22 protein-coding genes are annotated in these 25,701 nt (G+C 68.3%); 10 read left to right on the forward strand and 12 right to left on the reverse strand.

The genetic code is table 11. The features are described from left to right. Window positions 1-69: 69 nt before the first annotated feature. The 6 genes from lexA to WG924_RS03145 all read right to left on the reverse strand — a co-directional run bounded on the left by lexA (window position 70) and on the right by WG924_RS03145 (window position 5,480). Window positions 70-933: a transcriptional repressor LexA gene (gene lexA / locus WG924_RS03120; protein ID WP_345931556.1), complete on the reverse strand. Its 864-nt coding sequence runs from the start codon at window positions 931-933 to the stop codon at window positions 70-72. Window positions 934-1,184: 251 nt separating this feature from the next. Next, window positions 1,185-2,417: a molybdopterin molybdotransferase MoeA gene (locus WG924_RS03125; protein ID WP_345931557.1), complete on the reverse strand. Its 1,233-nt coding sequence runs from the start codon at window positions 2,415-2,417 to the stop codon at window positions 1,185-1,187. 25 nt (window positions 2,418-2,442) lie between these two features. Continuing rightward, window positions 2,443-2,964, reverse strand: a complete 522-nt coding sequence (gene moaC / locus WG924_RS03130) for a cyclic pyranopterin monophosphate synthase MoaC (RefSeq protein WP_345931558.1) — start codon at window positions 2,962-2,964, stop codon at window positions 2,443-2,445. 7 nt (window positions 2,965-2,971) lie between these two features. Continuing rightward, window positions 2,972-3,805, reverse strand: coding sequence for an indole-3-glycerol phosphate synthase TrpC (gene trpC, locus WG924_RS03135; protein WP_345931559.1), 834 nt, complete (start codon window positions 3,803-3,805; stop codon window positions 2,972-2,974). 5 nt (window positions 3,806-3,810) lie between these two features. Continuing rightward, window positions 3,811-4,872 carry an anthranilate phosphoribosyltransferase gene (gene trpD, locus WG924_RS03140; RefSeq protein WP_345931560.1) on the reverse strand — a complete coding sequence of 354 codons (1,062 nt, stop codon included), beginning with the start codon at window positions 4,870-4,872 and terminating at the stop codon, window positions 3,811-3,813. Beyond that, entirely contained in the window at window positions 4,869-5,480 is a 612-nt protein-coding gene (locus WG924_RS03145) for an anthranilate synthase component II (RefSeq protein WP_345931561.1), read from the reverse strand. The genes trpD and WG924_RS03145 overlap by 4 nt, the downstream gene beginning before the upstream one ends. Window positions 5,481-5,712: 232 nt before the next feature. On the opposite strand from WG924_RS03145, the gene WG924_RS03150 reads away from it, so the two are divergent. The 4 genes from WG924_RS03150 to WG924_RS03165 are packed head-to-tail and all read left to right on the forward strand — an operon-like array spanning window position 5,713 to window position 10,539. Then, window positions 5,713-8,019: a heavy metal translocating P-type ATPase gene (locus WG924_RS03150; protein ID WP_345931562.1), complete on the forward strand. Its 2,307-nt coding sequence runs from the start codon at window positions 5,713-5,715 to the stop codon at window positions 8,017-8,019. Continuing rightward, the gene (locus WG924_RS03155; RefSeq protein WP_345931563.1) at window positions 8,016-8,507 is read left to right on the forward strand and encodes a MerR family DNA-binding protein; all 492 of its coding nucleotides are present in this window, start codon (window positions 8,016-8,018) and stop codon (window positions 8,505-8,507) included. The genes WG924_RS03150 and WG924_RS03155 overlap by 4 nt, the downstream gene beginning before the upstream one ends. 54 nt (window positions 8,508-8,561) lie before the next feature. Continuing rightward, complete coding sequence (locus tag WG924_RS03160) at window positions 8,562-10,319, forward strand: divergent polysaccharide deacetylase family protein (protein WP_345931564.1); 1,758 nt, start codon at window positions 8,562-8,564, stop codon at window positions 10,317-10,319. Window positions 10,320-10,326: 7 nt separating this feature from the next. Then, on the forward strand, window positions 10,327-10,539 hold the full coding sequence (locus WG924_RS03165) for a heavy-metal-associated domain-containing protein (protein WP_345931565.1): 213 nt from the start codon (window positions 10,327-10,329) through the stop codon (window positions 10,537-10,539). 19 nt (window positions 10,540-10,558) lie between these two features. Here the strand turns inward: WG924_RS03165 and trpE are convergent, their stop codons facing one another. Beyond that, on the reverse strand, window positions 10,559-12,076 hold the full coding sequence (gene trpE / locus WG924_RS03170; protein WP_345931566.1) for an anthranilate synthase component I: 1,518 nt from the start codon (window positions 12,074-12,076) through the stop codon (window positions 10,559-10,561). A 79-nt stretch (window positions 12,077-12,155) separates the two neighbouring features. Continuing rightward, window positions 12,156-14,072: a peptidyl-prolyl cis-trans isomerase gene (locus WG924_RS03175; RefSeq protein ID WP_345931567.1), complete on the reverse strand. Its 1,917-nt coding sequence runs from the start codon at window positions 14,070-14,072 to the stop codon at window positions 12,156-12,158. 355 nt (window positions 14,073-14,427) lie between these two features. Between WG924_RS03175 and tpiA the strand changes: the two genes are divergently transcribed. The 5 genes from tpiA (at window position 14,428) to eno (ending at window position 19,939) form a co-directional block, all read left to right on the forward strand. Further along, complete coding sequence (gene tpiA / locus WG924_RS03180) at window positions 14,428-15,186, forward strand: triose-phosphate isomerase (RefSeq protein WP_345931568.1); 759 nt, start codon at window positions 14,428-14,430, stop codon at window positions 15,184-15,186. A 102-nt stretch (window positions 15,187-15,288) separates the two neighbouring features. Further along, on the forward strand, window positions 15,289-15,714 hold the full coding sequence (gene secG / locus WG924_RS03185) for a preprotein translocase subunit SecG (RefSeq protein ID WP_345931569.1): 426 nt from the start codon (window positions 15,289-15,291) through the stop codon (window positions 15,712-15,714). 226 nt (window positions 15,715-15,940) lie between these two features. Then, the gene (gene pyrG, locus WG924_RS03190) at window positions 15,941-17,575 is read left to right on the forward strand and encodes a CTP synthase (RefSeq protein WP_345931570.1); all 1,635 of its coding nucleotides are present in this window, start codon (window positions 15,941-15,943) and stop codon (window positions 17,573-17,575) included. A 74-nt stretch (window positions 17,576-17,649) separates the two neighbouring features. Beyond that, on the forward strand, window positions 17,650-18,504 hold the full coding sequence (gene kdsA, locus WG924_RS03195) for a 3-deoxy-8-phosphooctulonate synthase (RefSeq protein WP_345931571.1): 855 nt from the start codon (window positions 17,650-17,652) through the stop codon (window positions 18,502-18,504). 145 nt (window positions 18,505-18,649) lie between these two features. Next, entirely contained in the window at window positions 18,650-19,939 is a 1,290-nt protein-coding gene (gene eno, locus WG924_RS03200; RefSeq protein ID WP_345931572.1) for a phosphopyruvate hydratase, read from the forward strand. Window positions 19,940-20,098: 159 nt separating this feature from the next. On the opposite strand, the gene WG924_RS03205 is transcribed toward eno, so the two are convergent. After that, window positions 20,099-20,743 carry a PAS domain-containing protein gene (locus WG924_RS03205; RefSeq protein ID WP_345931573.1) on the reverse strand — a complete coding sequence of 215 codons (645 nt, stop codon included), beginning with the start codon at window positions 20,741-20,743 and terminating at the stop codon, window positions 20,099-20,101. 79 nt (window positions 20,744-20,822) lie between these two features. On the opposite strand from WG924_RS03205, the gene WG924_RS03210 reads away from it, so the two are divergent. Continuing rightward, window positions 20,823-21,665: an FkbM family methyltransferase gene (locus WG924_RS03210; RefSeq protein ID WP_345931574.1), complete on the forward strand. Its 843-nt coding sequence runs from the start codon at window positions 20,823-20,825 to the stop codon at window positions 21,663-21,665. A gap of 75 nt (window positions 21,666-21,740) precedes the next feature. Here WG924_RS03210 and WG924_RS03215 read toward each other — a convergent pair whose 3' ends face one another. The 3 genes from WG924_RS03215 to WG924_RS03225 form a co-directional block, all read right to left on the reverse strand. Continuing rightward, window positions 21,741-22,790 carry a glycoside hydrolase family 18 protein gene (locus WG924_RS03215; protein ID WP_345931575.1) on the reverse strand — a complete coding sequence of 350 codons (1,050 nt, stop codon included), beginning with the start codon at window positions 22,788-22,790 and terminating at the stop codon, window positions 21,741-21,743. A gap of 17 nt (window positions 22,791-22,807) precedes the next feature. Further along, window positions 22,808-24,244, reverse strand: a complete 1,437-nt coding sequence (locus WG924_RS03220; protein WP_345931576.1) for an undecaprenyl-phosphate glucose phosphotransferase — start codon at window positions 24,242-24,244, stop codon at window positions 22,808-22,810. Between the two features lie 70 nt (window positions 24,245-24,314). Then, window positions 24,315-25,595 (reverse strand): oligosaccharide flippase family protein, encoded by a 1,281-nt coding sequence (locus WG924_RS03225; protein WP_345931577.1) that lies wholly within the window; start codon window positions 25,593-25,595, stop codon window positions 24,315-24,317. Between the last annotated feature and the right edge of the window lie 106 nt (window positions 25,596-25,701).

A 25,701-nucleotide genomic window follows, 5' to 3' on the forward strand; every position in this document is an offset into this window, starting at 1 on the left:
ACACAAGGCCGCCGCCGGAAACCGGCGGGCGGCCTTGTCATCCTGTCATGATGGCGGACAGGCTTGCCGTCAGGCATAGCGACGGAACAAGGCCACCAGTTGACCCTGAACCTTCACCTGATCAGGACGATAGATCCGGGTCTCATAAGCCTTGTTGGCGGGCTCCAGCGCGATCGCCTGACCGCGGCGGCGCAGGCGCTTCAGCGTCGCCTCGCCGCCATCGATCAGGGCGACCACGATGGTGCCGTTATCGGCCGTATCGGCGCGACGGATGATGACGGTATCGCCGCTCATGATCCCGGCTTCGATCATCGAGTCACCGTCGACTTCCAGTGCGAAATAGTCGGCACCAGACGGCACCAGTCCGGCCGGCACCTCAACCGTGCGTTCGGCATCGGACAGTGCCTCGATCGGCGTGCCGGCGGCAATCTTGCCATAGAGCGGCAGGACGATGTTGTGTGCGTCATCGGCCTGGGTGCTGCGTGGTGGCGCGCTCAATGGCGGGCGGGTGATGCTGCGCAACCGGGCACCTCCGGCGCCACTGCCGTCGCCACCCTCGGCCACAAAGCCGCGACCGGTGGTGACGTCGACCAGCCGGGGCCCGCGCGGCTGCGCTTGCGGCATGGCCGTGCCGGCAGGGCCGCCTGCCGGCGCATTGCTGACCTGGCCGCCATGATGGGCGCCGGGCAGCACATCCCCCGGCATCTGGAAGGCGGCGCCGTCCGGCAGACGGATCACCTCGATCGCGCGGGCGCGATGGGCGAGCCTGCGGATGAAGCCACGCTCCTCCAGCCCCAGAATCAGGCGGTGAATGCCCGATTTGGACTTCAGATCCAGCGCATCCTTCATTTCCTCGAAGGATGGGGCGACGCCGGTGGCGCGCACCCGGTCGAGGATGAACCGCAGCAGTTCATGCTGCTTGCGTGTGAGCACCAGCACCTCCCCCGAAATCGATCGCAAGCCGGCCTCACGCCACGCCGATGGGGATGGCGGGCCCGCCTGTCTGTCGGTCTGTCGGCGCCCAGAACAAAGACGCAACATCGAATTGAAGCTACGCCCGGTCAGGGCGAGCGTCAAGCGCGGTGTCGCTGTTTTGTTTCAGTCTTGTTCACGGCTGTTCGCAAAATGCAATTGGTGCGCGCAATGAGTACTGCGCCACACGTTTCGTGTGCCGATGCATGCGATCAACCCATGGGCGACAAGCGCAGAACCTCGACCTCGGTTCCCGGCTCTGCGGCCGGCGCATGCGGCCGACGCAGGATCAGCGCATCGGCATCGGCCAGCGCCGAAAGCAGAGAACTGTCCTGATCACGCACCGGCAGCACGGTCTGGTGTCCGTCCGCGTCGGTCTGAAGCCGGGCGCGCATGTAATGCTGGCGCATGGTGTTCTGCGCCACGGGTGCCGCCAGGGGCAGGCGCGCCGGTGCCGGATCACGCGGTGTGCGGCCGGCCAGCCGGTCGATCAGCGGCAGGGCGAACAACCAGCTGCAGATGAAGGCCGACACCGGGTTGCCCGGCAGGCCCAGCACCGGCATGCCGCCCATCCGGCCATACATCAGCGGCTTGCCTGGCCGCATGGCGATCTTCCAGAAATCGATGCTGGCGCCGTGGCTGATCAATGCTGCCTGCATCAGATCGTGATCACCGACCGAGGCGCCCCCGATGGTGAGCAGAAGATCGCAGCCATGGGCGGCGGTCAGCGCCGCATCGATCCGGTCGCGAGCATCGGGCGCGATGCCGAGATCGACCGGCACGGCGCCGGCATCCTGGATCAGCGCCATCAGTGCCGGGGTCACGGCATCGACGATGGTGTCGGGGCCCATCGGCTCTCCGGGCCGGACCAGTTCGTCGCCGGTCGCGAGCACGCCGACCCGTGGCTGCCTGATGACCTGCAACCATGGATGGCCCATGGCGGCCGCAAGGGCAATGGCGCGGGCATCCATCACCCGTCCGGCCTGCAGGCCGACGGCACCGGTGGCGAAGTCGATGCCGGCGGGGCGGATATTCGCGCCGGCAACCGGCTCGACCCTGTCGGTCAGGGCCATCCGCAGCGGCTGGCCGTCATCATCATGAGCGGCAACGTGGGTGTCTTCCTGGATGACCACGATATCGGCCCCGTCCGGGACAGGGGCACCGGTGAAGATGCGCGCCGTCTGTCCCGCATCGACCATGCCGGTAAAGCCGCTGCCGGCCCGCGACACCCCGACCACATGAAATTCGGTGCGCCCGGCGGCCAGATCGCCTGTGCGCAATGCCCAGCCATCCATCGCCGACATCGCCTGCGGCGGCTGGGTTCGCCGCGCCACCAGATCACCCGCCAGAACCCGGCCGCGGGCATCGGCCAGGGCGACTGTTTCCGTGCCAAGCGGTCTGGCCTCGTCGAGTATGCGGGCGCGGGCGTCGTCGACGGTCAGCATGATCGGGCTCTCAGCATGATGGGGCTCAGGGCTCCGGAATGAGGGTCGGCGCCGTCCAGTGACCCGAACGGCCGCCGCGTTTCTCGATCAGCCGCACGGCTTCGATGGTCATGCCACGATCGATCGCCTTCAGCATATCGTAAACCGTCAGGCTTGCGACACTGGCGGCGGTCAATGCCTCCATTTCGACACCGGTACGCGCGGTGACCCTGGCGGTGGCCCGGATCACCAGGCCGGGCAGGGCGTCGTCCGGCTCGATATCGACTGTCACCGATTGCAGCGGCAGCGGATGGCAGAGCGGGATGAGATCGGCAGTGCGCTTGGCGCCCATGATGCCGGCGAGCCGGGCGATGCCGATGACATCGCCCTTCCTGGCATCGCCCCGCCGCACCACCACCAGGGTTTCGGGCGCCATGCGCACTCGGGCTTCCGCGATCGCGACCCGTTCGGTCACATCCTTGGCCGAGACATCGACCATGACCGCCGCACCCGTCGCGTCGAAATGGGTCAGGCCACTGGCGCCGCCGTTATTCGTGCTGTCGGTCATCAATCCCTCACTCAGCCACGGCCGGCGCGCGGGCGCTGAGCAGATGGCGGGTGGCCGCCTCCACATCCGCCTGCCGCATCAGGCTTTCACCGACCAGGAAACGATGCATGCCATGAGCCATCATCCGCTCCAGCACGGCCGGGCCGTCGAGCCCGCTTTCGCAAACCAGTTCCCGATCGGCCGGCACCCCTGCCGCAAGATCGATCGATGTCTGAACATCCACGACCAGGGTCTTGAGATTGCGGTTGTTGATACCCAGAAGCGGGCTGGTCAGCTTGAGCGCGCGATCAAGCTCGGCCCGGTCGTGAACCTCGACCAGAACATCCATGCCCAGGTTCATCGCCAACGCTTCCAGTTCCGCCGCGCGCCCGTCGTCGAGCGCCGCCATGATCAGCAGGATGCAGTCGGCGCCGAGCACGCGCGCTTCGACCACCTGATAGGGATCGAGCATGAAATCCTTGCGCAGCACCGGCAGGGCGGTGGCCGCGCGCGCCGCGACCAGATAGGCGTCCTCGCCCTGGAAATACGGCGTGTCGGTCAGCACCGACAGGCAGGCGGCTCCTGCCGCCTCATAGGCACGCGCCAGCACCGCCGGGTCGAAATCGGCCCGGATCAGGCCCTTGGACGGCGACGCCTTCTTCACCTCGGCGATCAGCGCCGGCTGGCCGGCGGCGATGCGGGCCGCAAGTGCCGCGCGAAAGCCGCGCGGCGGAGCCGCGTCCGGCAACAGGGATTCCAGCGTGGAGAGAGGCCGCCGCGCCTTGCAGGCGGCGATGTGAACACGCTTGTCGTCGCAGATCCGGGCCAGGGTATCGGCGGTCGCCGGCGATGTTCCGGTCATGGCGGTCAGCCCTCCCGGCCGTTGGTGATGGCGATGACCCTGTCGAGCACGGTCGTGGCGCGCCCGCTGTCGAGGGCCTCACGGGCGCGGGCGACGCCGGTGGCAAGGTCGGGCGTGGCCCCGGCAATGACCAGGGTCGCCGCCGCATTCAGCAGCGCCACATCGCGCAACGCGCCCGGCGCACCGGCCAGCATGGCCTGGATCGCCGCGGCATTGGTGGCGGCATCGCCGCCCTTCAGGTCGTCCGGCGCGTAGCGGTCGAGGCCGACCATCTCGGGCGCGATCGTGAACCGGCGAACCTCGCCATCGACCAGTTCGGCGACATCGGTCTCGCCGGTGATGGTGATCTCGTCCAGCCCGTCGCGGCCATGGACCACCCAGGCGCGCTCGGAGCCCAGATTGCGCAGCACATGCGCCACCGGCTCCACCCAGCGGGCCGCAAACACCCCCATCAACTGAAAGCGGGTGCCGGCCGGATTGGCAAGTGGTCCCAACAGGTTGAAGATGGTTCTTGTTCCAAGCTCGACACGAGGTCCTGCGACATTCAGCATCGCCGCATGATGGCGTGGCGCCATCATGAAGCAGAAGCCGGCGTCGCGGCCGGCACGCTCCACGCGCTCAAGATCGGCATCGATGTTCAGGCCCAGTGCCTTCAGCACATCGGCAGACCCGGATTTGGACGACAACGCCCGGTTGCCATGCTTGGCGACCGGCACCCCGCAGGCGGCCACGATCAACGATGCGGCAGTGGATATGTTGAACGTGCCCCGGGCGTCGCCGCCAGTGCCGCAGGTGTCGACCGCGCCGTCGGGCGCCCGCACCGACATCGCCTTCGCGCGCATCACCTCGGCGCCGGCGGTGATCTCGTCGACCGTCTCCCCGCGCACGCGCAGCGCCATCAGAAAGCCGCCGATCTGGGCCGGCGTCGCTTCGCCACCCATCATCAGGCGGAAGGCATCGCGCGCCTGATCGCGGGTGAGGGGATGTCCGTCGGCGACGCGGGCGATCAGCGCACGGAAATCTTCAGGGGCGGGCTCGGGCGGCTGGCCGGTCGTCTGGGAACTCATACGCTCTCCGTCGCGGATGCGGTCGCAAGGGTTGGGGTCTGGGTAACGGTCAGGAAATTGGCGATCAGGGCATGGCCATGAGCCGATGCGATGCTCTCAGGGTGGAATTGTACCCCATGGATCGGCAGGTCGCGATGCGACAGGCCCATGATCACGCCGTCATCGTCCTCGGCGGTGATCCTGAGGCTGTCGGGCAGACCGTCGCGCGCCACCACCAGCGAATGATAGCGGGTGACGGGAAACTGCGCCGGCAGACCATCGAACAGCACGCCGCCCAGATGCCGGATCGGCGTCACCTTGCCATGCATCGGCCGGGGACCACGCACCACCCGGCCGCCGAAGGCCTGGCCGATGGTCTGATGGCCCAGGCACACGCCCAGCAATGGCAGCCGGGCGCGGGCCGCCGCCGCCACCATGTCCAGGCAGATACCGGCGCGGTCGGGATCGCAGGGGCCGGGGGAGAGCACGATGCCTTCAGGGGCACGCGCCATGGCCTCGGCCACGGTCAGCTGATCATTGCGCACCACCTCGACCTCGGCCCCGGCCTCGCCCAGATAATGGACGAGATTCCAGGTGAAGCTGTCGTAGTTGTCCACCAGCAGGATCATCGGGCCTGTGCCCCTTCCAAGGATGTGCGGCATGCGCGACCGGGCCACAGGAAACCCCGCGCGTCCCGCCGCGTCAAGATGTCCCGCGGCCGGGCTTGCCGTCGATGCCGCTTGACCTTCCAGTCGCTGGAAGCTGCACACTGCCTGTCGAATGGTTCCCAACGCCACCGCATCGCCGATGGATGCGCCGCTGCGGTGGGGGCCGCCGCACGGAACAGCCAGGACGACGATGATGACCATGATTGCAGGCGAACACGATCTCGACCGCCCGGCCGATGCGGCCGGTGATGCGGTTGAACGGCGGCTGGCGGTCGAAGGCATGACCTGCGGCACCTGCGTGAACCGGGTGGGACGAGCGTTGCGCAAGCTGCCCGGCGTGCGCGATGCCGAGGTCAGTCTGGCGACGCACGAGGCGCTGGTGACGCTGGCCCCGGGTGATGGTCAGCCCGACGACGATGCCCTGCTGGCGGCGTTGACCCGCGCCGGCTATGAGGGTGCGATCATCACGGAAGGGGCCGCCGATGGCGGAATCGGCGCCGATCCGCGCGACGCCCGCCAGGCGCAGGAGGTGGCCGACAGCCGCCGTCTGGGTATCGAGGTGATCATCGGGGCCGTGCTGGCATTGCCGCTGGTCGGCCAGATGGTCTGGATGCCGTTCGGTGTGCCGCCGCTGCCGGGCTGGGCGCAGCTTCTGCTGGCAGCGCCGGTGCAGATCGGCCTTGGGCGACGCTTTCTGCGTCCGGCCTGGGGTGCTTTGAAGGCCGGTGTCGGCAATATGGATCTGCTGGTGGTGCTGGGCACCTGGGCGGCATTCGGATTGTCGGTCTATCTGTGGCTGGCGCGCGATCACGCGATGCATCTGTACTTCGAAGCCGCAGCGGCGGTGACGGTTCTGGTGCTGTTCGGCCGCTGGATGGAAGGCCGGGCGCGCCGCGCCACGGGTGCGGCGATCCGCGCGCTGGCGGCCTTGCGCCCCGACACCGCCCGCCGCCGCAATGCCGATGGCAGCGAGAGCGACGTGGCCGTGACAGCATTGCGGGTGGGGGATGTGCTGTCGATCCGGCCGGGGGAGCGGATCGCCGCCGATGCCCGGGTGATCGAGGGCGAGGGCAGCACGGATGAATCCATGCTGACCGGTGAAAGCCTGCCGGTCGACAAGGCGCCGGGCGCGAGCCTGTCGGCCGGCACCGTCAATGGCAGCGATCCGCTGCTGGCGCGGGTGGCGCGGGTCGGGCGCGACACGACGCTGGCCCAGGTGGTGCGGATGGTGGAGCATGCCCAGGCGACCCGGGCGCCGGTTCAGGCGGTGGTCGACCGGGTGAGCGCGGTTTTCGTGCCGGTGGTGGTGGTGATCGCGCTTTGCACCTTCGGTGGCTGGCTGATCGCCGGCGCTGACTGGCCGGATGCGGTGATCGCGGCCGTGACGGTGCTGGTGATCGCCTGCCCCTGTGCCATGGGCCTGGCAACGCCGGCGGCGATCGTGGCCGGCACCGGTGCCGCCGCCCGCGCCGGGATTCTGGTGCGGTCGCCGGCTGCCTTCGATCATGGCGTCGGCATCGATCTGGCGCTGATCGACAAGACCGGTACCCTGACCGAAGGCCGCCCCCGGCTGCTGCGCCAGATCGACGGCGGCACCCCTGAGGTCGCTGCGGCCGCGGCCCTGGCCCGTGCCGCCGGCCTGCAGCAGGCGAGCGAACATCCGCTGGCCCGCGCGATCAGGGCGGCGGCCGAGGATGGGGACGTGGTTCCGGCCGTGGTGGCGGGGCGCCGCAACCGGCCCGGTGCGGGTGTGGAAGGGCTGATCGGCGATGTGCCGCATCGCCTCGGGTCTCGGCGCTTCATGACCGATGCCGGCATGGCGCTGCCCGATGCGGCCGGCGCCGAGGCCGACGATGCGGAGGCCGATGGCGCGACGGTGGTATGGCTGGCGGCGGTGCCCGATGATGCCGCCCCCAGGCTGCTTGGCGGCTTCGTGCTGGCCGATGCGCCGCGCGCGGACGCGGCCGATGCCGTGCGGGCCCTGACCGGGCGCGGGATCACGGTCAGGATGTTGAGCGGTGACGCACCGGCGACCGCGCGCGCCGTTGCCGCCAGACTTGGCATCGCCGAGGCGACCGGCGGCGCCGATCCCGCTGCCAAGGCCGATGCGGTGACGGCGGCCAAGACCCAGGGCCACCGGGTGATGATGGTCGGCGACGGGGTGAATGACGCGCCGGCGCTTGCCGCCGCCGACCTGTCGGTGGCGATCGGCGGCGGCACGGATGTCGCGATGGCGGCGGCCGATATCACGCTGATGCGCCAGAGCCCGTCGCTGCTGCCGGCAACCCTGGACATCTGCCGGCTGACCCGGGCGAAGATCCGCCAGAATCTGGTCTGGGCCTTTGGATACAACACGATCGGGATTCCGCTGGCGGCGCTGGGGCTGCTGGATCCGGTGTTTGCCGGTGCCGCGATGGCGTTGAGTTCGGTGAGCGTTCTGGCCAACGCCCTGCTGCTGGCGCGCTGGCGCCCGGCGGATTTGGAGCGAGGTGTGGCATGAGTGTTCTGACCATCGGCGTCCTGGCGGCAGCCGCCGGCACCAACCCTAAGACCGTGCGCTATTACGAGGAGATCGGCCTGCTGCCGCGGCCTGACCGGCAGGCGAACGGCTATCGCCAGTACCCGCGGGCAGCGGTCGACCGGCTGCGGTTCGTGCTGCGGGCCCGGCGGCTGGGCTTCGCGGTCGACGAGGTCCGCGACCTTCTGGCGTTGTGGGATGATCGCGACCGGGCGAGCCGCGATGTCCGCGACCTGGCCCTGGCCCGGATCGCCGAACTGGACCGGCGCATGGCCGGGCTTGCGGCCATGCGCCGGACGCTGGCGCATCTGGTGGAGACATGCCATGGCGACGGCCGTCCGGACTGCCCGATCCTCGACGATCTGGCCGATCCTCATGAAGACGACGCGGGCCTTCATGATGATGGCGCCGGTGACCAGTTCGGGGCCGCAGGCGCATCTGATCGGCACACATCGCATGATCCGGTATAGTGCGCCCGCCGGCCGCGGGCCGGCCCAGAACAGATCGGACACGGACCAGACACGATGACCAAGGGCGAGGACGGCAGCCGCACGGGCAGTGGCGCCGGCCGCAAGGCAAGAACCGGCACCAACGGCGGCCAGCAGACGGCCAAGGCGGCTTCGTCGAAGCCCCAGGCCAAGACGGGCTCCAGGGCCGCGACCCCCGCCTCGAAGGCGGCGGCCACAAAGGCTGCCGCCAAGGGCGGCGGTGCGAAGACAACGGGTGCAAAGGCCGCGGGCACCAAAGGGACTGGCACCAAAGGCACGGGCACCAAGGCTGCGGGCCCGCGCACCCCGCCGGCAAAGCCCGGCGCGCGGCCGAAAACGCTGCGCGGGCCCACCGCCGGCGGCCAGCGGCCCGCCGGCCCCGGCCTGTTGGCACGCTTCGGTGCGGCTTTGCTGGCCCGTCGGCAGTTCGCCGCTTATGGGCTGGTCGGCATCGCCCTGCTGGTGGTGGCGGGGGCGGTGATCGGGTCGCTGATCACGCCCGCGCGTTACGAGCAGGTGGCACGCCCGACGCTGCCGGCCGGTGCCGCGGTGCCGGCACCCGATGCCGCGCCTGCCCCTGCGCCGGCCAATGCCGCCGCCGGAAGGCCGTCCGCGCCGCCGCCCCCCACCGGCCGCGAATGGCGCCCGGATCTGGCCGGTAGCGGCGCCACCATCACCGGCGAAGATGCGAGCCGTGAGTCCCGGCCGCAGGCGGCCACGTCGGGCGCGGCTTCCGCACCTGTCCCGGCTCCGGCTCCGGCGCAGACCGCCGCCCAGGCTCCTGCTCCGATGCCGGCTCCCGCTCCGACGCCGGCTCCAGTGCCGACACCTGCGGCGCCCGCGGCCGGCCCGGCGCAGGCGGCACGGGCGCCGGATGCCGCGGCGCCACAGCCGCCGGCGGAACCGGAACGTCAGGTCGCAGCCATGGTGCCACCGGTGCCGGATGCGGCCGTGCGCCCGCCCGAGGGCGGGGGCATGCCCGCCTGGCAGCGCTTTGCGATCAAGGCCCCTGCCGTGCCGAAGGGGCCGAGGGTCGCGATCGTCATCGACGATATGGGGGTGAACAAGCCGCAGAGCGCCGCCGCCATCGCCCTGCCGGGCCCGATCACCTTCGCCTTTCTGCCCTATGCCCGTGATGTCGGCGTCCAGGCGGCCAAGGCCCATGCCGCTGGCCACGAATTGCTGGTGCATATGCCGATGCGGCCCAGCGGCCCCGCCGATCCCGGACCCAAGGCCCTGGATCCTGCGCTTTCGGTTGCCGACAATGTCGCCCGGCTGAAGCATAACCTGGACATGTTCGGTGGCTATGTCGGCATCAACAACCATATGGGCAGCCGTGCCACCGAAAGCGCACCGCTGATGCAGGCGGTGATGGCTGAGTTGAAGGCCCGCGGCCTGCTGTTCCTGGACAGCCGCACCACCGCGAAATCTGTGGGCGCCAGCAGCGCGATCGCGACCGGCATTCCCAACGCCACCCGCGACATCTTTCTGGATCACGAGATTGACGAGGCCAAGATCGCGGGCCAGTTGGACAAGCTGGAAGCCGCCGCACGCCGCCATGGCGGCGCCATCGCCATCGGCCACCCGCATCCCGAAACGCTGCGGGTGCTGACCCGCTGGCTGCCGGCGGCGAGGGCGCGGGGCATCGAACTGGTGCCGTTGACGGCCCTGATCCCCGTGCCCGGCGATGCCGGCACCGAGGAACCAAGGACCGTAGCGGACCAGACGGAAGCAGCCCCCGCACGGGCTGAGGAGGGCGCCGTCTTCATGGATGGGCCCGTCGTCAAGGAGTGAGACCCGAATGAGTGCCCAGACGCGTTATCACGTCGCGGGGATGACCTGCGAAGGCTGTGCCAAGGCGGTGCGCCGCGCCCTGTCATCCCGCCTGCCCGACGCTGTGATCGCGGTGGACCAGCCGGCCGGCCTGGTCACCGTGACCGGTGATCACGAGGAAGCCACGGTCCGCGAGGCGATCGACGATGCCGGCTATGATTTCGGCGGCAAGGCAGCCTGACGCCGCTTTCTGACCCGGCTCAGCGGGCGAGGCCGCCGGCATATCGCCAGGCCTCGCCGGCAGCACGGATAAGGGCCCGGGCCTTTGCCCGCGTCTCTTCATATTCCGAGGTCGGATCGCTGTCGGCAACCACGCCGGCGCCGGCCTGGACATGCAGTTCGCCGTCCTTGATCACGGCGGTGCGCAGCACGATGCAACTGTCCATGGCGCCGCCGGCCGAGAAATAGCCCACCCCGCCGCCATAGACGCCGCGTCGGTCGGACTCAAGCTCGTTGATGATCTCCATCGCCCTGACCTTGGGCGCGCCCGACACCGTGCCGGCCGGAAAACCGCCGATCAGCGCATCCAGCGCATCATGGGCCGGCGCCAGCTCACCCTCGACATTCGACACCAGATGCATCACGGCGCTGTAGCGCTCGATGATCATGTTCTCGGTGACCTTGACCGTGCCGATGCGGGCGAAGCGGCCGACATCGTTGCGCGCCAGATCGAGCAGCATCAGATGCTCGGCGACCTCCTTGGGGTCGGCTGCCAGCTCCTCGGCCAATGCCTGATCCTCGGCCGCATCCTTGCCGCGCCGGCGGGTGCCGGCGATCGGGCGGACCGTGATCACGTCGTCGCGCACCCGCACCAGAATCTCGGGGCTCGACCCCGCGACCTGGAATTGGCCGTAATCGAGATAGAACAGAAAGGGCGAGGGGTTCTGCCGGCGCAGGGCGCGATAAAACGCGAAGGGCGGCAGCCGGAAGGGCAGGGTGAAGCGCTGTGACGGCACGATCTGGAAGGCGTCGCCCGCCAGGATGTAATCCTTGGCGGTGCGGACCATGTCCTCGAACCGCGCCTGACCGACATTCGACACCGGCTCGGTCGCCGGGGCCAGGTCGGCGGCCGATGGCGCCAGCCCCACCGGCAGGCCGCGTCCCAGATCCGATACCACATCCATCAGCCGTTCGCGCGCCAGCCGCCAGGCCATGGCGGCGGTGCAGCCGGGTTCCGGGCGCACCGGTGTGATCAGGGTGACGGTGCTGTCGACGGCATCGAAGATCGCCATCACCGTCGGCCGGGTGAAGATGGCGTCGGGGATGCCCAGCGCGTCGCGGCGCGGCTCGGGCAGCCGCTCCATGAACCGGACCATGTCATAGCCCAGATAGCCGACCAGCCCCGCCGCCATCGGCGGCAGGGCCGCCGGCAGGTCGATGCGGCTTTCGGCGATCAGCGCGCGCAGCGAGGCGATCGGGTCGGTGCCGTCTTCCACCACGAAGCCGTCGAGGTCGGCCCTGGCGTCGCGGTTGATCTCGACCCGCCCGTCGACCACCCGCCAGATCACGTCGGGCTTCAGGCCGATCAGCGAATAGCGGCCGCGCACCGCGCCGCCTTCAACCGATTCCAGCAGAAAGCTGTAGGGTCGGCGATCGGCCAGCTTCAGCATCGCCGAGACCGGCGTCTCCAGATCGGCGGCCAGGGTCGTTGACACCACCTGCGCGCGGTTCTCGTCATAAATGGCGGCGAAGCGGTCGAAATCGGGCGCGATATCCATCGGGGATCGAGGCTTTCCGGCGCGGCCGGGCGATCGGGACCCGGCCGGATGATTGTGGCGAGACGGCGCGGCGACGAGCTCAGGAGCCCTGCGCCGGATACATCTGGTCGATCAGATTGGTGTTGATCGTGGCCGGGTGGCGGGCGCGCAGCACCTTTTCGTACTGCGACAGGATGCCTTGCGACAACCCCTGCTCCAGCCGCGCGCCGGCGGCGGCGGCCTCGGCGCCCTCAGGTGCCGGCGGGGTGATCACATCGGCCACGACCGCGACGATGCGGCCGCCATTGGCGGTCTCGGCCATCACCGCATCGCCGGTGCGGGCGGCGAAGGCGTCCTGGACCAGTTCGGCCGGCAGATTGACCGGCTGCGGCTGTGCCGCGGCGTCGGCACCGGCGATGCGGCCGCGACGGTCAATCGCCGGCGGGGTCTCGACATCGATGCCGGCCTCGGCGGCGGCGGCGGCGAGCGTGCCGCCGGCATTCACCGCCTCGACCATGCGGTTGGCCGCGGCTTCGGCCCGTGTGCGGGCTTCCTCGGCACGCCAGTCGGCGATCACCCGATCCTTCACAGCGTCAAGCGGCCGGTCCTCGGGCTCGGTGACGCTGTCGACGCGCAGGATGAAATAGCGCCCGTTCTCCCATTCGGTCAGCGCCGTGGTGGCGCCCCGGTCGGTCGAGAAGGCAAGGGCGGTGAAACGGTCGGTTTCGGGGGCGCGCTCGACCTCGCGGCCCAGGCCGTCGGTACCGTCGGCGGCGATCGCGTCGATCTTCACCAGATCGAGCCCGAACTGCTGGGTCAACTGTTCCAGGGTGGCGCCGCCGGCCAGGCTGTCCTCGATGCCGGTCGCTTCCTCATAGACGCGGTCGAGGGCGCGGTCGAGCTTCAACTCGTCGTCCAGACCGCGGCGAACCTCGTCGAAGCTCTGAACCCGGCCCTCCACAACATCGCGCGCGATCAGAAGATGCCAGCCCAGCGGGCTCTCGACCGGCGCCGACACCTCGCCTTCCGCCAGCGCGAAGGCGGGATCGGCCAGTTCCGGCAGCATCTGTTCGCGGGTGACCCGGCCAAGATCGATCGTCGAGCGGTCGAAACCCAGATCGGCGGCGACGGTGTCGAAATCCTCGCCGGCCACGATACGAGCATGTGCCGCCTCGGCGGGGGCCTTGTCGGGGAAGGTCATCTGGCTGACCGACCGGCTGGCCGGGGTGGTGTAGCGGTCGAGATGGATGTCATAGGCCTCGCGCAGCGCCGCTTCGTCGACAGTGATCTCGGCGGCCAGCGCCTCGGGTGTCAGGGTCGCGAAGCTGACCGCGCGGCGCTCGGGGATGGCATAGCGGCCCTTGTTCGCCTCGTAATAGGCGGTGAGCGCCTCGTCGGACGGGGCTTCGATGGCTGCCGGATCGGCGGGCACGCGGGCGGTGATCAACCGGCGCTGCTCGGCTGCAAACATATGGTCCAGCCGGACCAGCGGCTCCGGCGCCGGCACAGGAGCCGCGAGCGCCTGGATCAGTTGCTGGCGGCGCAGATCGCGGGCCAACGAGGTCTCGTAATCGGCGGGCGTATAGCCGTTGCGGGCCAGAACCTGCTCATAGACCTGCCGGTCGAAGCGGTTGCCCAGCCCCTGGAATGCCGGCGCTTCGGTGATCGCGCGGGCGATCATCTCGTCGGTGACGCCAAGCCCCAGCCGGTCGGTCTCGGCCCGGATCATCGCGTCGCCCACCGCCAGGCCGACCGAGCGTTCAAGCAGACCCATGCTGCGGGCCATGGACTGGTCGAAGGTCGGGCCGAAGACCTGGCGGGCGCGTTCGATCTCGCCCTGATAGATCCGGCTGAGTTCGGCCGGCGTCACTTCGGCGCCGCCGACATCGGCAATGATGTTGGTCTGCCGGTCGCGGAAGATGTCGCCGATGCCCCAGACCGCGAAACTGGCCGCAAGCGCGATCAGAAACACACGGAATAACCAGTGGCGAGAGGCGGAGCGAAGCTGGTTCAACATGTGTGCTAGGTCCTGATCTCTGTAATCGGCGCCGATGGCAGGATGTGCCGGGCATGCCGCTCGGGTGCGGTGCGGGGCGGTCCGGTTTGGGGCGCATCATAGAAGCGGGTATGCCTGCGTCGCAATCTTGAAACCGGCCGGCCGCATATCGGCCCTGCTGTATATGGTGCCGCGCCGACTGGAAATGGCTTTCAAGGCATGTTATAGCAGCCGCGACCGGACGCGGAGGACGCGTTTGCCGGAGGTGGATGCGTGCGTGATCGCACGGGGTTCTGCCGGCAAGGACCCCGGCACCGGTCTTCCAGGCTTCGGCCGGGCGTTTTGAACAAGCATCTTCTCGGAGGAGTCTTCAGGCATGCCGCATCGTCCAACGCCGCTGGTCGCCGGGAACTGGAAGATGAACATGCTGTCGGCCGATGGCCGCGCGCTGGCCGCCGCCGTGGCCGCCGGTGCCGGGTCGATCGCCGCCGAGCTTGCCGTCTGCCCGCCGGCGCCGCTGCTGCCGGTGGTGGGCGATGCGCTGACCGGCTCGACCGTCGCGCTGGGCGCGCAGGATTGCCACGCCGAAGCCTCGGGCGCCCATACCGGTGACGTGGCCGCCGTGCTGCTGGCAGATCTGGGCTGCCGCTATGCGATTGTCGGCCATTCCGAACGCCGCCAGGACCATGACGAAGGCGATGAGCAGGTGGCCGCGAAAGCCGCCGCCGCCGCCGCCGCCGGCCTGGTCGCGATCGTCTGCGTCGGTGAGACGCTGGACCAGTACAAGGCGGGCGAGGGGGTCGCGGTCGTGGAACGCCAGATCGCCGGCTCGATTCCGGCCGGGGCCTCGCCGGACCGGCTGGTCATCGCCTATGAGCCGGTCTGGGCGATCGGCTCGGGGCTGGTGCCGACCAATGACGATATCCGGGCGGTGCATGGCGCGATCCGCGCCCGCCTGGCCGAACGTTTCGGCGACGACGCCCATGGCATCCGCATCCTGTATGGTGGGTCGGTCAAGCCCGGCAATGCCACGGAAATCCTTGCCATCGAAAATGTCGATGGCGCCCTGGTGGGTGGCGCCAGCCTGAAGGCCGCCGATTTCCTCGCGATCGGGGCGGCCGCCCCGGCGCGTTGAGCCGACGGCCACCCTTGACGATCGCACCCTCCGACACGAGATCCGCGGACAAGCCCTGAGACGGCCCCGCATCCACACTTTCGAGAACGGACCACACGCCCCATGGAAAGTGTTCTGCTGGTCATCCACCTGCTGCTGGCGATCGCGCTGATCATCACGATCCTTCTGCAGCGCAGCGAAGGCGGTGCCCTCGGCATCGGCGGTGGCGGCGGTGGTGGCGGCGGCGGTCTGATGTCGGTGCGCGGCCAGGCCAATCTGCTGACCCGCGCAACCGCCGTGCTGGCCACGCTGTTCATCATCACCAGCCTTGGCCTGGCGATTCTGGGCGGAACCCATTCCAAGGGCAGTTCGGTCCTGGATCGCATCGAGACACCGACCGGCCCCGCGGCCCCGATCGCGCCGGCCGTGCCCAGCACACCCGCGGCCCCGGCGGCACCCGCGACCTCCGATGCGGCCCCGGCCGCGCCGGCGGCACCGGCACCGGCGGGCGACACGGTGACGCCGCCCACGGCGCCGGCCGCCGACTGAAACGACACCTCTTCGGGCCCCGCGCCGCTTCGGCCGCGGGGCTCGGAGCTTCCGGACCCCGCATGACGCGGGTTTGCAGATCGAGATCAGGTCAAGGGCCGGTGCGTCGATCGCCGGCCGCCTGCGGTTCTGGGCGCGGCAGCATGATGCCGGACGCAGACCCGCCAGGTGCCCACCTATCGACGTGCGCGCGCCCCCGCGCCAAAGACCAGGACGAGCTTTTCCCATGACGCGTTTCATCTTCATCACCGGCGGCGTGGTCTCCTCGCTGGGCAAGGGCCTGGGTTCGGCGGCGCTGGGTGCGCTGCTCCAGGCCCGCGGCTATCGCGTGCGCCTGCGCAAGCTCGACCCCTATCTGAACGTCGATCCGGGCACGATGAGCCCGTATCAGCATGGCGAGGTCTTCGTCACCGATGACGGTGCCGAAACCGACCTGGACCTTGGCCATTACGAGCGCTTCACGGGTGTGGCCGCCCGCCGCAACGACAACGTCACCTCGGGCCGGATCTATTCCGAGGTGATCGCGCGGGAACGGCGTGGCGATTACCTGGGCGGCACGGTTCAGGTCATTCCGCATGTCACCGACTGCATCAAGGAGTTCATCCTGGCCGATGCGGATGCCCATGATTTCGTGCTGTGCGAGATCGGCGGCACGGTGGGTGACATTGAAAGCCTGCCGTTCATGGAGAGCATCCGCCAGCTTGGCAACGAGCTGGGCCCCGAGGGGGCGGTGTTCATCCATGTCACGCTGGTGCCTTACATCAAGGCGGCGGGCGAGCTGAAGACCAAGCCCACCCAGCATTCGGTGAAGGAACTGCGCGGCATCGGCATTCAGCCGAACATCCTGCTGGTGCGCTGCGACCGCGAGATCCCCGCATCCGACCGCCGCAAGATCGCGCTGTTCTGCAATGTCCGCGAGGAAGCGGTGGTGCCGGCCTATGACGTCGAGACCATCTATGAGGTGCCGATCCGCTATCACGAACAGGGCCTGGACACCCAGGTTCTGAAGTCGTTCGGGATCACCGGCGCGCCGCGCCCGGACCTGTCGGGCTGGGAACGGGTGGTCGACCGGGTGAAGCGGCCGGAAGGCGAGGTCACCATCGCGGTGGTCGGCAAGTATGTCGAGCTGATGGACGCCTATAAGTCGCTGAACGAGGCCCTGACCCATGGTGGTATCGCCAACAACGTCAAGGTCCGGCTGAAATGGATCGATGCCCAGGTGTTCGAGCGCGAGGATGCGATCGAGCATCTGAGCGGCGTGCACGGTATTCTGGTGCCCGGCGGTTTCGGCGAACGTGGTGCCGAAGGCAAAATCGCGGCGGTCACCTTCGCGCGTGAACGGCGCATCCCCTATTTCGGCATCTGCTTTGGCATGCAGATGGCGGTGATCGAGATCGCCCGCCATCTGGCCGGTCTGCCCAAGGCCTCGTCGACCGAGTTCGGCCCGACGGAAGAAGCCGTGGTCGGCCTGCTGACCGAATGGCAGCGCAGCGACGGCTCGACCGAAACCCGCAGCCATGGTGGCGATCTGGGCGGCACCATGCGTCTTGGCGCCTATGACTGTGCTCTGGTGCCGTGTACCCGTGCTGCCAGCATCTATGGCAATGTGGAGCGGATCGCCGAACGCCACCGGCATCGCTGGGAAGTGAACGTCAATTATCGCCCGCAGCTCGAAGCGGCCGGTCTCAGCTTCTCGGGCCTGTCGCCGGACGGCGTGCTGCCCGAGATTGTGGAGATGCCCGGTCATCCGTGGTTCGTCGGCGTCCAGTTCCATCCGGAACTGAAGTCGCGGCCATTCGAGCCGCATCCGCTGTTCGTGTCGTTCGTGCGTGCCGCGATGGACCAGTCGCGGCTCGTCTGACGCTCCGGCCCGGGCCATATCCGGTCATCCGGTGTGGCCCGGGCTGCCGACCATCGATGGAAGGCCCACCGATCATGACCGAGACCCCGAACACCCTGCGCCGCGTGCGCGTCGGCGCGCTCGAGATCGCCAATGACCTGCCGCTGGTGCTGATCGCCGGCCCGTGTGTGCTGGAAAGCCGGGCCCATGCGCTCGAAGTGTCGGCGGCACTCAAGGAGATGTCGGTCAAGCTCGGCATCGGCCTGATCTACAAGACCTCGTTCGACAAGGCCAACCGGACCTCGGCCAATGCCGAGCGGGGGCTGGGTCTGAAAGAGGCGCTGCCGATCTTCGCCGAGATCCGCGAGACCACCGGCATGCCGGTGCTGACCGACGTGCATCTGCCGGAACAATGCGCCATGGCGGCCGAAGCGGTCGACGTGCTTCAGATCCCGGCATTTCTGTGCCGTCAGACCGACCTGCTGGTCGCCGCAGCCGAGACCGGCCGGGTGGTCAACGTCAAGAAGGGCCAGTTTCTGGCCCCATGGGACATGGCCAATGTGGTCGCCAAGCTGGATGCCGCCGGCAACGGCAATGTCATGTTGACCGAGCGTGGCGCCAGCTTCGGCTATAACACGCTGGTGACCGATTATCGCGGCCTGCCGGTGATGGCCCGCACCGGTTGCCCGATCGTGTTCGACGCCACCCATTCGGTTCAGCAGCCGGGCGGCCTGGGCGGCCGCAGCGGCGGCCAGCGTGAATTCGTACCGGTGCTGGCACGGGCGGCGGCGGCGGTGGGTGTCGCCGCGATCTTCGCCGAAACCCATCCCGATCCCGACAAGGCGCCCAGCGACGGCCCGAACATGGTGCCGCTGAAGGCCCTTCCGGCCATGGTGGAAGACTGGATGGCCTTCGACGCCCTGGCCAAGGCCCGGCGCCTGATCGTCTGACCTGCCGCGCTGCGCCGACGCCGCAGTGTCACCTGATGCCGTTACACTGCTCCTCATGCCGGGGTTGCCTGCCACGAGATCCACCCGATCCCCCGGCCCCGTACTGCCCCCGAAGCCTTGCCCTGAACGGAGAGCGAGACATCTCATGACTGCCATTGTCGATATTCGTGCCCGCGAGATCCTGGACAGCCGCGGTAATCCGACCGTCGAGGTCGATGTCGAGCTGGAGAGCGGCGCCATCGGCCGCGCCGCCGTGCCGAGCGGGGCGTCCACCGGCATCCGCGAAGCGGTGGAGAAGCGCGACGGCGATGCCAGCCGCTATCTGGGCAAGGGCGTCGAGCAGGCCGTCGACGCAGTGATGGGCGAGATTTCCGATGAGCTGATCGGCTATGACGGCGAGGACCAGATCGGTATCGACCATGCGCTGATCGAGCTGGACGGCACCGAGAACAAGGAGCGCCTGGGCGCCAATGCCATTCTCGGCGTCAGCCTTGCCACGGCGCGCGCCGCGGCCGAGGAGGCCGGCTGGCCGCTGTTCCGCTATGTCGGCGGCGTGATGGCCCACACCCTGCCGGTGCCGATGATGAACATCATCAATGGTGGCGCCCATGCCGACAACCCGATCGACATCCAGGAATTCATGATCATGCCGGTGGCGGCGGAAAGCATCGGCGATGCCATCCGCACCGGCGCCGAGATCTTCCATCACCTGAAGAAGCAGCTATCGGCGGCCGGCCATAACACCAATGTCGGCGACGAGGGCGGCTTCGCGCCCAATCTGGGCAGCAATGCCGAGGCGATCGACTTCATCATGAAGGCGATCGAAGCCGCGGGTTACACGCCCGGCGACGACGTGATGCTGGCGTTGGATGCCGCCTCGTCCGAGTTTTTCAAGGACGGCAAGTATCGTCTGGACGGCGAAGGTCGCGTGCTCGGCGCCGACGAGATGGTGCGCTTCTACGAGGATCTGGTCGGCCGCTATCCGATCGTGTCGATCGAGGACGGTATGGCCGAAGGCGACTGGGACGGCTGGGCGGCCCTGACCCGCGCGATCGGTGACAAGGTGCAGCTGGTCGGCGACGATCTGTTCGTCACCAACCCGGCGATCCTGGCCGAAGGCATCGAGAAGGGCGTCGCCAACTCGATCCTGATCAAGGTCAACCAGATCGGCACCCTGACCGAGACGCTGCGCGCCGTCGAGATGGCCCATCGTGCCGGCTATACCGCGGTGATGTCGCATCGCTCGGGCGAAACCGAGGATACCACCATCGCCGATCTGGCGGTTGCCACCAATTGTGGCCAGATCAAGACCGGCTCGCTGTCGCGGTCGGACCGGCTGGCAAAGTACAACCAGCTGATCCGGATCGAGGAAATCCTGGGCGATACCGGTTATTACGCCGGGCGCGGGGCGCTGAAGGCGCTGGCCCGCCGCTGAGCGGCAGGCAGGCGGAACTTAAGGCGAGACAACGGAAAGCCGGCTGGAGCGATGTCTTCAGCCGGCTTTTTCAAGGGGCCGGGCCGGGGCGAGGCCTCGACAGGCCCGGCCCGGCACCCGGCCGTCCCTGTCCCGGCACAACCGTGCGAGGCGCGCCACTCACGGCGCGCCAGGTTTGTCCTCGATGTCGGGTTCGTCCCCGACCACATGGATTTCCGGGGCACGTGCGGTGGCGGGCCCATCGAGAACCAGAGTGATGGTGGCGAGCCAGCGTGGCATACCATCCAAGCCGGCCAATGGCGCGATCAGCCATTCCGTGCTGCGCCATTCGCCGCGCGGCCAGGTGGCACGGTCGATACCCCACAGCACCACGGCGTCATCGATGGCGCGGGCATAGGTCTTCGCGACCACTTGCCAGCGATCGCCATAGAGATCGGGGCCGACAATCCTGCCGGTGGCATCGCGTCCGGCCAGATTCACAATGGTGCTGCCGACATAGCGGTGCACGAACTGGCCGTCGGGCAGGCGTTCCAGGATGACCATCATGGGCAGCAGCCGCGGCCTGGCGATCAGGATATCGAAATCCCGTCGCATTGGCATCGGACGCCCATGTCTGCAGGCGCGCCAATAGGTGATCAGGCTGTCAATGCGCGGGTCACGGCGCCTGTCCGAACGGGGTGGCGTTGATGGGCCGGAAGCTGAGGGATAAGCGGGAGCATCACCAGTCATCTCCCAATCATCAGCGCTGCCGCCCGGATGCGCAAGAGGCTCGTCGTCGCAGGCGTCGTCTTGCCGGGCCTGCAAGTCGGTGATCCCTTACCGACAGGTTCCATGTTATCCTGCCCCTTCTGTTTCAGCCTCTCGCAGCCGGGAGCACGTGGGATTGGCCGGTCTTAAAGCGATCATCGAACGTCGAATGCCGCGGCTTTATGCGCGGTTGATCGATCTCCGCGACCGGATGGCGCCGGATTATGGCGAGATGGAGCTGGCGCTTGTGCCGCTGCTGGCCGAAGCCGATGCGGATGCCTATGACATCGGTGCCAATCACGGATCCTACACCGCGCCGATGCTGCATGCAGCCGGCCGGGTGGTGGCCTTCGAACCCAACCCGACGCTTGGCACCGTGTTGAAAACCCGCTTTGGCCGTGAATTGCGGGAGGGCAAGCTGGTGCTGATGGCCATGGCGCTGGGCGACGCCGATGGCGAAGCGGTGCTCCATGTGCCTGAGGCCGGCTCCGGGCTGGCCTCTATCAAGGCCGATGCCGTGGAAAGTGTCGCGACGCCGGCCATGCTTCACATCACGGTGGCGATCCGCCGTCTGGATGACCTGGCGGTCGAGATCGGCCGCAAACGCCGGGTGGCCTTCATCAAGATCGACGTCGAGGGGTTTGAGGGCACAGTGCTGCGCGGCGCCCTCGCCACCCTGCGCGAACAGCGGCCAAGCCTGCTGATCGAGGCGGAGGAACGCCATACCCCGGGCACGTTGGCCGAACTGCAGGCCATGCTGGACCCGATCGGCTATCGCGGCCTGTATCTGCGCGATGGCCGCCTGCACGACATGACCGGCTTCGATATCGCCCGGCTTCAGGATCGTTCGGCCCTGAATGCCGATGGCACCCGGCGTCTGCCCGACCGGGTCTATGTCAACAACTTCATCTTCGTCGCGCGGCCAGAACCGCTTGCCCGGCTGGAGGCGGCGTATGGGCCGGTAACCACCACAGGCTGAATGGGCCACCACAGGCTGAACGGCTCATGGCGATCCCACGAGGACCGCCCGCATGGACACTGTGCCACCGGCGCCTCAGCAGGTTTCGCCGCCAAATCCCTCGCACACCGCCTGAAGCATCATCATGCCGCTGGGGCTGGACGGGTCACCGCCACCCGGCGGCGTGCCCAGCATGCCATAGATCATGATGCCGGCAAGGTCGCGGGCGGCGAGTCGAGCGGCGAGGTCACGGATGCCCGCCATGTCCGGCACGGTCTGACCGGTGGGGTCGGGCGGCACGATCAGTCCCAGCGCCAGCGGACCATCCCAGATCGCACGATAGGCATCGAAGGCACGTTCCGGCTGAAAGGCGGGGCCGCCGGCATAGGCCATGATCGAGACCATATCGACGGCGGCAGCCGCCTCGCGGTCGCGGCCCAGCCACAGCATCGATCCGGTATGGGGGCTGGGTGGCCGGTCGTTCAGAAAGTCGCCGGTACCATAGGCGCCGGTGCTCCAGGCCGGCACCGCCAGCATCATCGGACGCGGCAGGGCGGCGCGGGTCCGGGCGATCAGCCGCGCCCATGTGGTATCGGTCAGGCAGACGACGGTCGGGCCGCGGCGAGCCTCGGCCGACTGGCACCCCGGGTCGGCCGGTTCGTAGTCCAGATCGATGCCGTCTGCGCCCAGGTCACGGACAAGCCGCGCCAGCGCCGCCGGATCGTAGAGCGACCAGCCTGTCATATAACCGGAGCCGCCCACCGAGATCAGCACCCGGATCGAGGGCGCGCGCGTCTTCAGGGCAGCGATCGCCTCTGCCAGAACCTGTCCCGACACCGGCACCTGAATGCCGGTGCCGTCCAGGTTCAGATCCCCCCGATACACCAGATCCGGCTTCGCGAAACCGACTGCCAGCACATCGACATGGGCGGGTGTGGCGGCAAGCAGGGTGTCCGGGCCGGATACCCCCGGCAGTTCGGACCAGCTTTCATAATAAGCCATGGAAAACGGCGCGGGCAGCGGCACGCGCGGCTCGGCCGCGCCGGCCGACACCGACATGACCGGTGCCAGCGCCAGCATCGACGCCAGCGCCATGGCGGTGCAGGCCGACCGTGGTTGCCGGTGTCGTCCTGTCTGCCTGTCCATGCGCCACCTCCTCGCGATCAGAACACGTCGCGGCCGGCCATGCCGCCGAACAGCGTGCGGACCATGATCCGGATGTCGAACCACAGCGTCCAGTTCTCGATGTATTGCAGATCCAGTTCCACGCCCCGTTTGGCTTTGTCGGCATCGTGGATGCCGCCGCGCATGCCGTTGATCTGCCCCCAGCCGGTGATGCCGGGCTTCACGCGATGGCGGGCGGCATATTCCTGGACCGTCTCGAAGTAGGTTCGCTCGCCAACCAGCATGTTGGGGACATGGGCGCGTGGTCCCACCACCGACATCTCGCCCCGCAGCACGTTGAACAACTGCGGCAGTTCATCGATGCTGGTCCGACGGATGAATCGCCCGATGCGGGTGATGCGCGGATTGTCGAGCGGCGTGCCACGTGAGCCGTCATCGGTTGGATCGACAGTCATCGACCTGAACTTGAACATGTCGAAACCGCGACCGTTGAAGCCGACCCGGCTTTGCCGGAACAGGACTGGTCCGGGGCTGTCGAACTTGACCATGATTGCCACGGTCAACAGCAAAGGTGACAGCAGGGCGACGGCGGTCCCGGCCACGATGTAGTCCAGAATGCTCTTCAGAATCGCGTCGGAGCCCTTCAGCGGCCGGCGAGCGACCTGAAGGAAGGGCAGGCCGCCGACGCTGAACAGCCGGGCCCCACGCAGATTGATCCAGTCGGCCTCGATCGGCAGCAGCACGTCGGCCGGAATCGAGCACAGTTTGCGCATCATCTCGGCAATGCGCTGTCCCGCGCGCCAGGGCAGGGCGATGATCACCACATCCACCCGCTCCTGCCGGGCGCGCTTGACCAGATCGTCAACGCCATGCGTGACGGTCAGGCCGGCGATTTCGACGGCGCGGCGTGCCGCCCGGTCATCGAACACGCCAATGAGTTCATAAAGATCGCGGTGGCCCGGGGCGGCCAGATAGCGGATCGCGGCCTCGCCTTCCTCGCCGGCACCGATAACGGCCACCCGCCGCTTCAGCGCGCCGCGGGTTTCCATGCCGGCCACCATCAGCCGGGCGACGGCGCGTCCGGCCATCTGCAACACCAGGGCGCCCAACGCAAAGGCGACCAGCCAGCTCTCAACGATGCTGTCGGGCAGGAAGACCACCGCGAACAGGCCGGTGACCGCGGTGGCGATGATCAGCGCCAGCACCACATCCACGATCTGTCCGCGCAGGCTGCGATACCGCTCCCAGCGATACACCCGGCGGGACTCGTTGATCTGCACCAGCGGGATCACCGCCAGAACGCCCAGCAGAAGAGATTGCGCCCAGGTGATATCCGTCAGGGTCGCTTCCGACAGCGGACGGGCGAGTGCCGCCGCCACCAGCAGCGTCAGGGCATCGACTGTCTTGACCGCCCGGTTCACCAGCCCGAAGGTCACATTGCGTACGCGTGGCGTAATGCTCTCGGATGTCGTCATGCGCGCCTGTAATCGGGTCAGGGGGCGGATCGGAAGTGCCGGTCGGGGACGGTTTGCGCGAAATCCGGCATCAGCCGGCCCGCACCGTAAGGAAGGGCTGCAGGCGGGGGGGCATCGGCGGGGCTGCCAGTGGACGGGCTGCCGGCAGCAGCCAGCGCACGACCATCGCGGTGCCGATGCCGCCCTGTGCCGTGGCGACGGCCGTGGCGATGGCCGCGCCGACGGCGCCTCCGAGCGGAATGAACACCAGAGACAATAGCAGAACCATCACAAGCTGCGCGAGGTTTAGCCGCCGCAGGGTGCCGCCATTGCCGGTCATCGCCAACAGCACGTCCTGGCCGGTATACAGTGCGTTGACCGCCTGACCTGCGGCCAGGATCATCAGTGGCAGGCTCGCCATGACAAATTCGGGCGACAATATGCCCAGCAGGGTTTCGGGGATGACGATCATCATCACGCAGACCCCGCCGCCGAGCCCGGCCCCCAGCAACTGGATCTGCCGGTTCAGGGCCGCGAGGCCCGCCATGTCGCCACGCCGGTGCAGGGTGGCAAACCGTGGGCTCGCCACTGTTCCCAGGCTGACCAGAACCATCCAGACCAGCATCGAGATGCGAAGGGCGACGCTGAAGGCGCCGACATCGGCCGCATCGGCCACCATGCCCAATAGCAGGACCGGCAGCGACACGATGGTCGCCTGAACCATTTCCACCACCATCAGCGGCCAGGCCGTCCGCATCAATGGCGGCATCGGCGCGGGCGGCAGGCCCGATGCCAGCTCCCCGGCAGGCAGATCTTCGGCGAACCGGGCACGGTCGGCGAGAAAGATGGCGAACGCGATCGCGCCGCAGGCCCAGATGGCGATACCCATCGCCGTGACCAGCGTCGTGGCGTCGCGCGCGCCCAGCATCAGTGACAGAACGGTCAGCGCCGGCCAGAACGCGTTCTGAAGGAACTGGGCGGATGTTGTGCGTCCGGCGCCGGCAAGGGCCGCGGTCAGGGTGAAGGTTGTCGACATGCCTGATACGGCAATCGCGCCGCACATCAGGGGCGTGGCGAGGCCCGGGTCCTTGAAGACGTGGATCGCCAGGGCCCGCGCCGCCACCGCGGTCAAAAGGCCCAGCGCGGCACCGGTCGCTGTGACCCGCAGAACGCCGGTGATCAGGGTGGCGCGGGCCTTAAGGCCTTGATGCAGACCAAGTTCCGCGCCCAGATGCCGTGTCAGCGCCCTGTCTATGCCCATACGGCCGAAGGTGGAAAACCAACTGGCCCAGGTGAGGCACAAGAAGAACAGGCCGGCCTCCGCGGCGCCCAGCATCCGCGCGGTCAGAAGATAGAGCGCCAGCTTGGACATGATCTCAAATCCGCGTACCGCGAACCCGGCCACCACAGGACGCCCAAGAAGAGCGGCTAATTTTCCCATGCTGCATCCATCTCTTCTGAACGGATCGTAGATTGAT

The organism is Tistrella arctica (assembly GCF_039630945.1).
GTDB lineage: Bacteria > Pseudomonadota > Alphaproteobacteria > Tistrellales > Tistrellaceae > Tistrella > Tistrella bauzanensis.